At 46.0% G+C, this 13,070-nt stretch carries 13 protein-coding genes; 11 read left to right on the forward strand and 2 right to left on the reverse strand.

Annotated features, from left to right (window positions below):
- The first annotated feature begins 129 nt into the window (after positions 1 to 129).
- The 10 genes from sfsA to Q4Q54_RS07340 all read left to right on the forward strand — a co-directional run bounded on the left by sfsA (position 130) and on the right by Q4Q54_RS07340 (position 9,715).
- Positions 130 to 834: a DNA/RNA nuclease SfsA gene (sfsA, locus tag Q4Q54_RS07295; RefSeq protein ID WP_006085987.1), complete on the forward strand. Its 705-nt coding sequence runs from the start codon at positions 130 to 132 to the stop codon at positions 832 to 834.
- 163 nt (positions 835 to 997) lie between these two features.
- Complete coding sequence (dksA, locus tag Q4Q54_RS07300) at positions 998 to 1,441, forward strand: RNA polymerase-binding protein DksA (RefSeq protein ID WP_006082967.1); 444 nt, start codon at positions 998 to 1,000, stop codon at positions 1,439 to 1,441.
- A gap of 163 nt (positions 1,442 to 1,604) precedes the next feature.
- A complete protein-coding gene (gene gluQRS, locus Q4Q54_RS07305) occupies positions 1,605 to 2,519 on the forward strand; it encodes a tRNA glutamyl-Q(34) synthetase GluQRS (protein ID WP_107402591.1) in 915 nt (304 codons plus the stop codon).
- 19 nt (positions 2,520 to 2,538) lie between these two features.
- Positions 2,539 to 4,080, forward strand: coding sequence for a polynucleotide adenylyltransferase PcnB (locus Q4Q54_RS07310; protein WP_311988091.1), 1,542 nt, complete (start codon positions 2,539 to 2,541; stop codon positions 4,078 to 4,080).
- Positions 4,080 to 4,568 (forward strand): 2-amino-4-hydroxy-6-hydroxymethyldihydropteridine diphosphokinase, encoded by a 489-nt coding sequence (gene folK / locus Q4Q54_RS07315; RefSeq protein WP_311988092.1) that lies wholly within the window; start codon positions 4,080 to 4,082, stop codon positions 4,566 to 4,568. Before Q4Q54_RS07310 ends, folK begins: the two co-directional genes overlap by 1 nt.
- Before the next feature lie 56 nt (positions 4,569 to 4,624).
- On the forward strand, positions 4,625 to 5,419 hold the full coding sequence (panB, locus tag Q4Q54_RS07320; RefSeq protein ID WP_006082971.1) for a 3-methyl-2-oxobutanoate hydroxymethyltransferase: 795 nt from the start codon (positions 4,625 to 4,627) through the stop codon (positions 5,417 to 5,419).
- Positions 5,420 to 5,446: 27 nt separating this feature from the next.
- The gene (gene panC / locus Q4Q54_RS07325) at positions 5,447 to 6,292 is read left to right on the forward strand and encodes a pantoate--beta-alanine ligase (RefSeq protein WP_311889713.1); all 846 of its coding nucleotides are present in this window, start codon (positions 5,447 to 5,449) and stop codon (positions 6,290 to 6,292) included.
- A 407-nt stretch (positions 6,293 to 6,699) separates the two neighbouring features.
- The gene (locus Q4Q54_RS07330; protein ID WP_261273446.1) at positions 6,700 to 7,227 is read left to right on the forward strand and encodes a DUF4124 domain-containing protein; all 528 of its coding nucleotides are present in this window, start codon (positions 6,700 to 6,702) and stop codon (positions 7,225 to 7,227) included.
- Between the two features lie 563 nt (positions 7,228 to 7,790).
- Entirely contained in the window at positions 7,791 to 8,210 is a 420-nt protein-coding gene (locus Q4Q54_RS07335; protein ID WP_107946592.1) for a curlin, read from the forward strand.
- A gap of 14 nt (positions 8,211 to 8,224) precedes the next feature.
- Entirely contained in the window at positions 8,225 to 9,715 is a 1,491-nt protein-coding gene (locus Q4Q54_RS07340; RefSeq protein WP_311988093.1) for a curlin, read from the forward strand.
- Between the two features lie 172 nt (positions 9,716 to 9,887).
- Here Q4Q54_RS07340 and Q4Q54_RS07345 read toward each other — a convergent pair whose 3' ends face one another.
- A complete protein-coding gene (locus tag Q4Q54_RS07345; RefSeq protein WP_006085993.1) occupies positions 9,888 to 10,553 on the reverse strand; it encodes a helix-turn-helix transcriptional regulator in 666 nt (221 codons plus the stop codon).
- A gap of 396 nt (positions 10,554 to 10,949) precedes the next feature.
- Positions 10,950 to 11,558: a DUF2238 domain-containing protein gene (locus tag Q4Q54_RS07350; RefSeq protein ID WP_012088339.1), complete on the reverse strand. Its 609-nt coding sequence runs from the start codon at positions 11,556 to 11,558 to the stop codon at positions 10,950 to 10,952.
- A 154-nt stretch (positions 11,559 to 11,712) separates the two neighbouring features.
- Here Q4Q54_RS07350 and serA point away from each other — a divergent pair, with 154 nt between their 5' ends.
- Positions 11,713 to 12,942 (forward strand): phosphoglycerate dehydrogenase, encoded by a 1,230-nt coding sequence (gene serA, locus Q4Q54_RS07355; RefSeq protein ID WP_012088338.1) that lies wholly within the window; start codon positions 11,713 to 11,715, stop codon positions 12,940 to 12,942.
- The last annotated feature ends 128 nt before the right edge of the window (positions 12,943 to 13,070 follow it).

A 13,070-nucleotide genomic window follows, 5' to 3' on the forward strand; every position in this document is an offset into this window, starting at 1 on the left:
TATGGCGGCAGTTTACTGCTAGCAGGCGATGACGCAAAGCGATTGGCTGAAGTTACTCAGGTAAAATCTGTAAACATTTGCGAAATTTGCTAGGCTTTGCGGCCTAGAACAGCCGATATAAGTCTACCGATGGAATTTACTCCGCCACTACAACAGGGCATTTTACTGCGCCGCTATAAACGTTTTCTGGCCGATGTGCAGTTAAGCGACGGCAGTGAGATCACTCTGCATTGCCCCAATACGGGTTCTATGCGTAATTGCCTGTATCCCGGTGAAACCGTCTGGTTTTCTACCTCTGATAACCCTAAACGTAAATATGCCCATACATGGGAACTGATGACCACGCCAGATGCTGGCCTAATCGGTATCCACTCGGGTCAGGCCAACACCTTAGCCGAAGAAGCCATCAATAAAGGCATCATCAAGGAGCTCACGGGTTATGACAGCCTAAGCCGTGAAGTTAAATATGGTGATGAAAATAGCCGCATCGACATCCTGCTACAGGGTGCTCAAAAACCCGCCTGTTATATAGAAGTCAAAAGTTGTACTTTGCTCGAGGATGGCCAAGGTTATTTTCCTGATGCTGTGAGCCTACGAGGTCAAAAACATTTACGTGAATTGATGCACATGGTCAGTCAAGGCCACAGAGCCGTATTGCTGTTTGTGGTGCAGCACAGTGACATATTCAGTGTTGCTCCCGCTGCACATATCGACCCTGAATATGCTAAGTTACTGAAAAAAGCAGTGTTAGCAGGAGTGGAAGTCCTTGCCTATCGCTGCGAAATGTCCCCGACTGAGATTCACCTAGCCCAAGCCTGCGTTGTCCGAGTATGATGTTAAGGCTGAGTTAAATTTGATTTCATTTGAATTAGCGAACATAGTCAAAAAATTCAATCAAAGCAGAATGAAAAGTTTGCCTCGATGTGAAGATTCTGCTATAGATAGCGGCCGTTCTTAAGGACGCCCTACAAACGCAAATGATTACAGGAGATGCGTTATGCCTGAAGGCACCAAAAAACTTGGCGTACTCGCTATCGCAGGTGTAAATCCTTACCAGGAAAAACCGGGTGAGGAGTATATGAACGCTAAGCAACTGGGTCACTTCAAGACAATTCTTGAAGCTTGGCGCAATCAGTTGCGTGAAGAGGTCGACCGTACTCTTAGCCACATGCAGGACGAAGCCGCAAACTTTCCCGATCCTGTTGACCGTGCAGCACAAGAAGAAGAGTTCAGCCTCGAACTTCGTGCTCGCGATAGAGAACGTAAGCTGATCAAAAAAATCGAAAAAACACTGCAAAAAATTGAAGAAGACGATTTCGGCTTCTGTGATTCTTGCGGTATCGAAATCGGCATCCGCCGTCTCGAAGCGCGTCCAACAGCCGATCAATGTATCGACTGTAAAACGCTTGCAGAGATCAAAGAGAAACAAATGGCTGGTTAATCAAGCATACTGGGCGGGGATTTCCCCGCCTATTTGTTTCTAACAACGCCTTGACTCTTCGAGTTGAAGCCAAGCTCACTCCAATTTACCCCGATTCGCTTTTATCCTTGTATCCCTCTAAAATACGCCCACTTTGACTGACACTAGCTGCTAACTCAGTACTATGGCGACTTTATCTTCCCCAACTTCAACTCATCGCCCCTATGTCGGCCGTTTTGCGCCTTCGCCTTCGGGTGCCTTGCACTTTGGCTCGCTTATCGCCGCCCTTGGCAGTTATCTGCGTGCGCGATCGCAACAGGGTAAATGGTTAATTCGTATTGAAGACATCGATCCTCCACGGGAAGTCAAAGGCGCCGCCGATGATATCTTGCGCACCTTAGAAGCCTATGGATTTGAGTGGGATGATGTGCCTCTGTATCAGAGCCAGCGCACTGCGGCCTATCAAGCACAAATTGATTCGCTGCTCACCCTAGATAAAGCCTATTTCTGCCAATGTAGTCGCAAGCAAATTCAAGCCATGGGCGGCGTCTACGATGGCCGCTGTCACCGCTTGCCACAAACTCAAGCTACAAATGTGGTTAAGTCTGGGGCGGTGCGGATAGTTAATACCGCGCAAGTGCAGCAATTTGACGATAACCTCATGGGGCATATTTGCGTCGATAGCCATTTTGCCGCCGAGGATTTCATTATCAAACGCAGTGATGGCCTGTACGCCTATCAACTGGCCGTAGTGCTCGACGATGCTTATCAAGGCATCACTGAAGTGGTTCGAGGTTGTGACTTAATCGAAGCCAGCTGTCGCCAACTGAGTTTGTATCAAAACTTTGGCTTAGCGGCACCGCAATGGTTGCACTTGCCACTCGCCTGTTTAAGTCAGGGATTTAAACTCTCTAAACAGAATCATGCGCAGGCGATTGATACGCTTAATCCACAGTCGAGCCTCAATGCGGCGCTGGCATTTTTAGGCCAACAACCTGTTGAGACCCAAGGTTCTGTGGCACAAATGCTCGCTCAAGCCGTAGATCAGTTTCAATTATCCACTATACCGCAACAATCTGAGATACTGATCGAGCCCTGATATACTCATTAGGCTGCATTTGGTATATGATAGCCGCCAGATTTTTAATCAAATAACAGATCATATTTCGAGGTGTCCCATTTTTCGCCGTATCAGCCAATTCTGCAAACAGCTATTTGAAGACGCGCCTAAAACGACCGCTCCGACTCAAGCTCAGATTGAACCAACAACGCCAGAACAAAGTTCCGGTGCGTTAAGCTTAGAGTTAGTGCCGAGAGATGCCCATACCATCTCGCGCAAACAAATCAGCGAAAATGCCCTTAAGGTATTATACAGACTGAATAAATCAGGTTTTAAAGCCTATTTAGTCGGCGGCGGTGTACGCGATTTACTCTTAGGGATTGAACCGAAAGATTTCGACGTCGTGACCAATGCGACGCCGGAAGAAATCAAAAAACTATTCCGCAACTGCCGAGTCGTCGGTCGTCGTTTCCGTCTGGCGCATATCGTTTTCGGCCGCGATGTTATAGAAGTGGCGACCTTTCGTGGTCACCATGGCGAAAGCAATGAGAAAGTCTCTAAAGCTAATGCCGAAGGGCGTTTGCTGCGTGATAACGTTTATGGCGAAATCGACGAAGATGCTGAGCGCCGCGACTTTACCGTCAATGCCCTCTATTACGATATCAGCGATTACTCGATCCGCAGCTACGGCGGCGGTATGACAGATCTTAAAGCTGGCACCCTAAGATTAATTGGCGATCCAGAAACCCGTTATCGTGAAGATCCGGTGCGTATGTTAAGGGCGGTGCGTTTCGCCACTAAACTCAACATGGGTATCGAAACAGTAACAGCAGCGCCGATTAAACAATTAGCGCCACTGCTAAAAGATATTCCTGCTGCGCGTATGTACGAAGAAGTGCTGAAACTCTTCTTCGCAGGCAAAGCCTTAGCCAACTTCGAACTGATGCAAGAGTACAAGCTATTCGCGCCGCTGTTTCCGCAAGTGGCCGCTCTGCTAAAAGATGATCCTAAAGGCACGACCATGAAAATGGTGCAAGCCATCATGAAGAGCACAGATCAAAGAGTTAACGAAGATAAGCCGGTGACGCCTTCATTCTTCTATGCTGCGCTTCTCTGGTATCCACTGCGTCAACGCGCCGAAGATATTGCCGTTGAAAGTGGCCTGACCTTATACGATGCCTTCTTTGCCGCTATGGGCGATGTGATGGAGCAGCAATGCCAAACCATCAGTATTCCACGCCGCTTTAGTACGCCAGCCAAAGACATTTGGCAGTTACAGTTACGCTTTGATCGTAGCCAAGGCACTCGCGCCTTTAAACTGATGGAACATCCTAAGTTTAGAGCCGCATACGATTTACTCTTGCTCAGAGGCGAAGTCGAAGCGGGTAATGTCGCTAAGAGTGCCGCTTGGTGGCAACAGTTTGTTGAAGCCGATGAAACTGAACGCTTAGCCATTGCGCGTAGCGGCAGTAAATCGCCAAATCGCAACCGTAATGCCACTCAACGTCGTCGCCGTCCTCGCACGCCGAATGCCGATGGTTCAGCCGCGACGAGCGCACCTAAAACAAGTGGCACGCCAAAAGCGAAAGCGGCTGAATAATGCCTCGCGTCTACGTCGCATTAGGCGCAAATCTTGACGATCCCAAGGCGCAATTGGACAATGCCGTCACGGCATTGTCCGCATTAGCCTTAGGCAATAGTCTACTGGTTTCTCCTTATTATCATTCGACGCCTATGGGCGATGTCGTGCAACCCGATTATGTTAATGCGGTGGTCAGTTTCGATACCGATCTTGAGCCATTAGCCTTACTCGATGCATTGCAGCATATCGAAAACACCCAAGGTCGAGTGCGTCTTGAGCGTTGGGGGCCCAGAACCTTAGATCTCGATTTACTCTTGTACGGCAATGAGAATATTGACATACCTAGACTCAAAGTGCCCCACTACGGCATGAAAGAGCGCAGCTTTGTGCTCGTGCCTTTAGCCGCAATAGCTCCGAATCTTATTCTGCCGTGCAACACTGCAATCTGCAGTCTTATCGATACAAAAATGTTGGCCGAGTTACAACAACTGGGCATTGATCATTGAAGTCCGTCCCCAGTTAGCTTATAACACCACTTCTATTTGGTTTGAAGATCATCCATATGTCTAAAATTACTAGCTCAACCCTGTTGAAATACAAACAGGAAGGTAGAAAATTCACGGCACTGACAGCCTATGATGCCAGTTTTGCCAGCGCGTTCGATAGCGAAGGTGTAGATGTGCTGCTCGTCGGCGATTCTCTAGGAATGGTTCTCCAAGGCCATGACGATACCCTACCCGTCTCTACGGCGGATATCGCTTACCATACTCGCTGTGTCCGTCGCGGTATCGAACGTGCCCTGCTGATCGCCGATATGCCCTTTATGAGTTACGCCACACCAGAACAAGCTATGGTTAATGCCACTGAGTTAATGCAGGCTGGCGCGAACATGGTCAAAGTCGAAGGTGGCCACTGGTTGCTTGAAACTGTCACTAAGCTCACGGAACGCGGTATTCCCGTGTGTGCTCACTTAGGCTTAACACCTCAGTCAGTCCATGTATTTGGTGGTTTTAAAGTGCAAGGCCGTGATGCCGAAAATGCCCAGCGCATCCTCGACGAAGCAAAAGCGTTAGAAGCAGCCGGTGCTCAACTATTGGTTGTAGAATGCATTCCTGCGCCACTCGCAGCGGCGATAACTCAAGCCTTAACGATTCCAGTTATTGGGATTGGTGCGGGCGCATCGACCGATGGCCAAATTTTGGTGATGCATGATGTGTTAGGTATTTCAAGTGGTTATATTCCACGTTTCTCGAAAAACTACCTGAAGCAAACCGGTGAAATTCGTTCTGCCGTGCGTGCTTATATCGACGAAGTTGCCCAAGGAACATTCCCTGGCGAAGAACACACTTTTAACTAATAACCGATTTATGCAAGGTAAGGCTCAATGATCACTAGCGCCCATATTGATGATATTCGCACCCAAGTGCGTGCATGGCGTGCCAAGGGCGAAACCGTCGCCTTTGTGCCCACCATGGGCAATCTCCATCAGGGACACATTACTTTAGTCAAAGAAGCCGCGAGCAAGTGTGACCATGTGGTGGTCTCAATTTTCGTTAATCCAATGCAATTTGGTCAGAACGAAGATTTAGATGCTTACCCACGCACACTGGCTGCCGACAGCGAAGCCCTCAACGCCGCTGGCGCTGAGCTGTTATTCACCCCGACGCCAGCCGTGATGTATCCCAAGGGTCTAGAGCAGCAAACCTATGTCGAAGTCCCAGGGATTTCCGACGTGCTTTGTGGTGCGAGCCGTCCGGGACATTTTCGTGGTGTTGCGACTATCGTTTGTAAATTGTTTAACATAGTACAGCCCGATGTTGCGCTATTCGGTAATAAAGACTATCAACAGCTGTTAGTGATCAAAACTATGGTTGAAGACTTGTCATTACCGATTGAAATTATCGGTATTGATACCATACGTGAAGACTCAGGCTTAGCCATGAGTTCGCGCAATGGTTACCTCACTGCCGCAGAAAAAGCCGCAGCGCCTGCACTAAAACAAGCCATAGATGCCATGGCCACTGGGATCAAGCAAGGTGAAAGTTTTGAACAAGTGACCGAGCTAGCAAAAGCCAAGTTAATCGCGGCCGGTTTTACGCCGGATTATCTCGAAATTCGCCACGCTCACACGCTAGAACAGGCCCAACATCAGGATCAAGCCTTAGTGATTTTAGCCGCCGCCTATATAGGTAAAGCACGGCTTATCGATAACTTAAGGTTCGATCGCTAATAGTTAGCGTCAATCAATAAAGGGAGCTCTCGCTCCCTTTTTTATGCTTTGAATCTGCCGCGCACCATTAAATTTATCGTTTAGAATCAACCTTAGCGCCAAAAAATTGAATCGTCAAAAAACTGGTTTTATCCCTTAACTTACGCCATAGTATGATGCAGATGTTAGCGATAAGTAAAATCTTGGCCACTACAATAAACACAGTAAATTTGCCCCTTTACTGATATATAGCTAATACTTTAATACCTTAGGTTTAATGGCCCAAAAAACCAACGTCCCATGGGACGAGGGATAAATCACTGATTGAATAGACTTAATGGCGCAAGCATTAAGCTGACTATTTATCGATTGTAATCAAAGAACTAAATCATAATCGCTATGCAAGTGTACAAAGGATTTGTGGCCTAATGGTAAGACTGATACTCACCCTAATCTGTGTTATTTTGCCAAGTGCAGTACAGGCAAATACCATTTATAAATGCCGTAAAGATGACAAAATTGTCTTTAGCCAAACCGCTTGCCCGCAGGAGTTTAGTCAACATAAAATCGAATATCAGTTGGGGATCACCACGGAAGTCGACTCAGATAAAAGGGACATTCCAGTCGATCCCCTGCAAGCGCTACTGAATCGCCAAACCATTTCTAAAGAAAAATTGCTGCAATTACTCGATGGCGAAATCTATCGACTTAAACAGGAGAACAGCTATTTTGAAATTCTGCGCGCCAGTGAATTACAAAAACTAGAGCGTAAACGTTATTGGCAAAATAAAGAAAAAAGCGATCCTGAATACATCAACGAAATGGACGATATCAATACTCGCTTCAATGCGCTGACTGTGAACAATAACAGCGCAATGCAGCAACTGAAGGATAGAAAAAACCAGATCAGTGCAGAGGTCTCCCCTGAAGAATCGAAGGAGCCAGAGAAACACTGATCTCATATAAAAGGTTAGTGCTCAGCTTGTCACTCATTCACCAAGGAATTCGACCACTATGGTCGAATTTTTTTACTCATAAAACCGCTCACTAAAATCTTCATTGTGATTTAAAGTCAACCGAAGATAAACACCATATAGTTCGCCTTTAAACATGCTTTAATACCGCTAAATAGCTCTTGAATTGAGTCAATCCCACAACACTATTCTCACCATATTTCCTATAACTTGTTTCCCCGAAAAATATCACGTGATAATCGATGCATTGCTTGATTTGGTTGCAGCATTGTTTAAAAACTGAAGGATAACTTAGCAACGAGTACGACTTAACTACTAGACCAACTAGACTACTCGGCCTAAAAAAACACTCTCTAAAAAACAGATAAAAATAACTGAATCAATTGGATAACGATAAATCCATCATTTATCTACTGTGAATCCTTTGCGTAATAAATACCCTTTTGGCCAATTGCGACATATCAACGGGACTCGTATCTTCAGGGCTGAATTTGGAGTGTCTGTTGTTTTAGGCAGCCCAAGATATTTGATGCAAGGAGTCACCCGTGCCAAATACCTCTATACGCTTTTTGGTACCGCTGCTCCTGCTCTGTAGTTGTATGACCTCAGCACAAGAGCTGAATGTCAATGAGTTACCTATAACCCTGCAGGCATTACTGGAACGTTCCGGTCGCGATAACCTTATCGAACTGGTGCAACAAGGCAATGCTAACCAAGGATTACTGTTCCAATCAGGCAACGATAACAAAGCCGATGTGACACAAGTCGGCAATGATAACGATGCGCTAATCACGCAGATTGGTTCAAACAATAAAGTGCAACTACTGCAAGTGGGCAGTCAAAATACGGCTTCAGTGACACAAATTGGCAATAACAATCTCGTGCAACTGAACCAGCTAGGAAGCGGCAATTTTTCGATTCAACAGATTGCAGACGGTGCTGCAATCTCAATAACTCAATATTAAACAGGGAGCGTCACATGAAATCACAAGCTAAAAAATCACTTATTGCTTTGGCCATTGCAACAGGTTTAAGCGGTCAAGCCTTTGCTGCCAGTACAGTGAGCGAAATTAGCGTAGTACAGTCAGGCCAAGCCCAAGACACCTTAGTCTCACAAACGGGTGGCCTTAATGCTGCAGCAGTTGTGCAAACAGGTAACGATCAAACCGCAACCGTTATCCAAGACGGTGTGTGGCATGAAGCCGCAATTAATTCGACGGGTGCAGAAAACAAAGTCCAGATAACACAACAAGCTGATTGGCATGTGGCAAGTGCAAATGTTGTCGGTGACAACAACAATGTCAATGTGTCGCAAGACGGTTTCTTTAACCAAAGCAGCAATGATGTTACTGGCAACAATAACACTGCAATCGTGAGTCAATTAGGCGAAGTCAACGAAAGCCAAGTTGAAATCACTGGCGTTGAAAACAGCGTATTTGTTGAGCAAGAAGGCGATGCTAACTTTGCAGTATTCCGCGTTGAAGGCAACAACAACGACGGAAAAATTACCCAAGTAGGTGACAACAACCAAGCGGGTCTAATCGCCCTTGATTTAACCGCTAACGTGGGTAACAACAACGACGTTTCTGTTAATCAAGCGGGTAACAATAACTTTGGCGCGGCTAAAGGTATTGCAGGCGACAACAACACAGTAGACATGGTCCAAAAAGGTGATAATCATGTTGGCTTCGTTTACGCTCTTGCTGGCAGCGACAACGATATTTCGATGGATCAAAAAGGTAACGGCAACACAGCTTATCTTGCTATGACTACGGGTGATGACAACACTGTCGATATTACCCAAAATGGCAGCGGCAACACTATCGGCGATACTTTAGTGGCCGATATCCAAGGTGATGATAACGATATTACTATCACTCAAAAAGGCGATGTAAACGGTGCAGAATTCCAAGTATGGGGCGATAGCAACGACGTTGACTTGAAACAAAAAGGCGATGCTAACTTCGCAACCTTTGGTGCATACGGCACAGATAACGACTTCGATTTATCTTCTAAAGGCAATAACAACGAAATCGTTGCCTTTGCTGATGGTCAAGATAACAGTATTGAAGTTAGCCAAGAAGGTGATACTAACTTTGCCTATGTCGATGCAGTAGGTAGCGATAACGAAGTGGATGTTGAGCAAGATGGCGCTCAAAACGAAGCCGTCATTTCCATTGCTGGCAACAATAATGCCGATGTCACTGCACTGCAAAATGGCGATCTTAACCTTATCGATTTGATTATCGAAGGTGATGAAAACACTGCACAAATTGCTCAAACAGGTAACGGTAACTGGATTGGTGGTGACGCAAGTAGTTCATTTGAAGTAAGCGGTGATAATAACAGCCTGTTGATCACTCAAACAGGTAACGATAACTTAGTACTAGGCTCTCAAGCTGGCAATAACAACAGCATCAGCGTTAATCAATCAGGCAATATGAACGTTGCTACTGTAGTGCAATACTAGTCAATCCTGTTAAAACCACCACAGCTACACTCTTTGGTGGTTTATCAAAAGGGTGTTGAACAAAAAGCGGGAATGTTTAAACAAACATTCCCGCTTTTCTATTCTGACTAACCAGCAATTATTAACATTAACCACTCAAAGCGAAAAGCTAACGATCAATATCTTTAACTACCTAGCTGCACAGCTCAAAGTGGGTCTGATAGGTTTGTGCCCAACGCAACAACTCAACACGATTACGGGACTGGGTTTTACGGAAGATAGAGGAAATGTGAGCCTTCACCGTATGTTCGCTGATGCACAATCTGTGGGCGATTTCTTTATTCCTCGCGCCACTCGACACAAATTGAATAATAGTGCGCTCACGGGAAGTCAGCATCTGTAGCATAGCCACTGTATCGGAGAGCATCTCATTATTGCCATCGAGCTTTTGTACTACACGACGGAACACTTTACTCAGTAATGTTCTGTCGTACCAAAGTTCCTCTGCCACCATTTTACGCAAACCCGTCAACATCAAATCCAAACGTTGATCGGCAAACAACAGGCCACGAATACCGAGTAACATAGCCGACTCTTGATCTAAAGAGTCACGCTCAACTTGGTACAGCGCCACGGGGAAATGTGATACTAAGCGCGAAGCCAGTAAAGGGATCCCCTTGTTATCGAGTGCAGCGCCCTTTTGGGTGATCAGATAAAAACTTCGACGACTCTTATCTAAATCTAATTCCGCCGCATGCTTAACGATACGAGTTTTCAAGCCTATGGATTCAGCGAGTAACGCTAAATGACATGGTGCCGCCATTTGATGTAAAAAAACTAATTCATTAATTGTGCTCAATGACTCTCCTCCCTGAAAAGTATTTTCTATTAGCAAAATGGTATGTTTGACCAGCCTCTTTAGTTAGATTTTTAAACATTCCATTAACCTAGTTGATTCTGACTAGTTAAAGACTGAAAAACATCACCCAAATGTACTATTCCCTTTTAAATCCTAGTAAGTTCGACTAACTGACGGAATATAATTGGAATAACAGCATAAAACTCCATTAGGTTTAACCGACTCACGAAATCTAGTACTTTCAAACTATGAAGACACCCATCGAAAGTTGCAACACAAAAATAACATACAGGCAATAAGAAAGTGTGACAGCTAAATGCCATCACACTCATGTTAGAAGCTTTATGGAAGAATGAACTTATGACTCAAGCTGAAACAATCAGCAACTCACGGCCACTAGCGTCTGAGTTTAAGTGCTGCTATTTGCTTATCTTGAAAACGAGACAATAAAACGAGTGCGACAATTGCGCCAATTAATGCCATTAACATATCTGATTGAGTGTCCCACACATAGCCTTGGGTTCCCAAAAAGGCTTCAGCGCCTTCACCTGTTGCCACTGCAACCCACCATTCAATGAGTTCATAAAACGCCGAAAACGCGAGCACAAAACATGTGACCAAAAACGCACACCAAGCACCGGGTTTGACCGCTTGATTACGCAGCATAATTTCACGCGCTAACATGGCAGGGATAAAACCTTGCGCAAAGTGACCTAACTTGTCGTAATTATTACGTTCTGAACCCATCCAATGGGCAATCGTGTCGAATAATGGCACTTCAGCATAGGTGTAATGCGCGCCGACAAACAGCACACAGCAATGGGCTAACACTAAAACATACACCAGCGGCGTTAATGGGAAGCGTTTGCGGGTAAAAAATAGCAGTGGCACAGCCACTAATGCGGGAGCCGCTTCGAGCCACCAAGTGAAAGGATCTGCGGGATTTATCGCCGACCAAACGAGCACTAAGAGGTAAATAGCACACCACGCGATTTTGTTATTCAATGTTTCTTCCTCTTATGCGATATTGTTCTTAATTTAGAATATTAACTTTAGCCATCTAGCCCTCCACACTGAGTAAAAAAAGTGCTATTTTGGTGGGTGAAGGTTGTCAGCATATCATAAGAAACATTTCTATTAATTAGAGGGTACCCATATCATGGCGAAACATTCGCTGGACAAGGATAAGATCAAGATCCTGCTGTTGGAAGGCGTCCACCAATCTGCAGTCGATGTACTTGAGCGTGCGGGATACACCAACATCGAATACCACAAAGCCTCATTAGGCGATGAAGCATTAATTGAGTCCATCAAAGATGCACATTTCGTGGGACTTCGTTCACGTACCCAATTAACTGCCGAGGTGCTGAAACGTGCCGAGAAGTTGATCGCGATCGGTTGCTTCTGTATCGGAACCAACCAAGTTGATCTTGCCACCGCCGAATCCCTTGGTATCCCAGTATTTAACGCACCATTCTCCAACACGCGAAGTGTTGCCGAACTCGTGATTGGCGAAATCATTATGCTGATGCGCGGTATCCCTGAGCGTAACGCCATCGCCCACCGTGGTGGCTGGATGAAAACCGCCGCTGGCAGCTACGAAGTGCGCGGAAAAACCTTAGGCGTAATCGGTTACGGTCATATCGGTACTCAGCTTGGCATTCTGGCTGAGACGCTGGGCATGCGCGTGGTGTTCTTCGATATCGAAGACAAATTGCCACTGGGTAATGCACAGCAAATTCATTCAATGGAACAATTGCTGGCGCAAGCTGACGTAGTGAGCTTACACGTACCAGAAACCCCACAAACCAAAGACATGATAGGCGCAGCTGAATTTGCGGCGATGAAAAAGGGCAGCATCTTTATCAACGCCTCACGCGGTACTGTGGTTGATATCGAGGCCTTAACGGTCGCCTTGAAAGAGCGTCACCTCGCTGGCGCGGCGATTGATGTGTTCCCAGTTGAGCCGCAATCTAATGACGATGAATTTATCAGCCCACTTCGAGGTCTTGATAACGTATTACTGACACCGCATGTGGGTGGTAGTACTGCTGAAGCCCAAGAAAACATTGGTATCGAAGTCGCGGGCAAGCTCGCTAAATACTCAGATAACGGCTCGACCGTATCTGCAGTTAACTTCCCAGAAGTATCGCTACCTATGCATAAAGGCACCTCACGCTTACTGCATATTCACCAAAACCGTCCTGGCGTGCTGATCAAGATCAACCAAGCCTTCTCGGAAAAAGGCATCAACATTGCCGCGCAATATCTGCAAACTACCGCTGAGATTGGTTATGTGGTCATGGAAGTCGACACTCACCAAGCCGAAGAAGCCTTAGTTGAGTTGAAGGCCATTGAAGGCACACTGCGTACCCGCGTGCTGTTTTAACTGCGTACCCGCGTGCTGTTTAATAGTTAAGCCCAATCGCATTCAGCGTATCGGCTAAAGTACACAGACTGAGGCGCACATATCATTCACAGATATGTGCGCCTTATGCTTTTGAGCCAACAGGAATT

This window comes from Shewanella sp. SP2S2-4, assembly GCF_031932025.1.
Lineage (GTDB): Bacteria > Pseudomonadota > Gammaproteobacteria > Enterobacterales > Shewanellaceae > Shewanella > Shewanella baltica.

Coding starts and splice junctions, on each gene's coding strand:
- panB (WP_006082971.1), top strand. CDS start 4,625: ATGTCTAAAATTACTAGCTCAACCCTGTTGAAATACAAACAGGAAGGT.
- gluQRS (WP_107402591.1), top strand. CDS start 1,605: ATGGCGACTTTATCTTCCCCAACTTCAACTCATCGCCCCTATGTCGGC.
- panC (WP_311889713.1), top strand. CDS start 5,447: ATGATCACTAGCGCCCATATTGATGATATTCGCACCCAAGTGCGTGCA.
- Q4Q54_RS07330 (WP_261273446.1), top strand. CDS start 6,700: ATGGTAAGACTGATACTCACCCTAATCTGTGTTATTTTGCCAAGTGCA.
- Q4Q54_RS07340 (WP_311988093.1), top strand. CDS start 8,225: ATGAAATCACAAGCTAAAAAATCACTTATTGCTTTGGCCATTGCAACA.
- dksA (WP_006082967.1), top strand. CDS start 998: ATGCCTGAAGGCACCAAAAAACTTGGCGTACTCGCTATCGCAGGTGTA.
- folK (WP_311988092.1), top strand. CDS start 4,080: ATGCCTCGCGTCTACGTCGCATTAGGCGCAAATCTTGACGATCCCAAG.
- sfsA (WP_006085987.1), top strand. CDS start 130: ATGGAATTTACTCCGCCACTACAACAGGGCATTTTACTGCGCCGCTAT.
- serA (WP_012088338.1), top strand. CDS start 11,713: ATGGCGAAACATTCGCTGGACAAGGATAAGATCAAGATCCTGCTGTTG.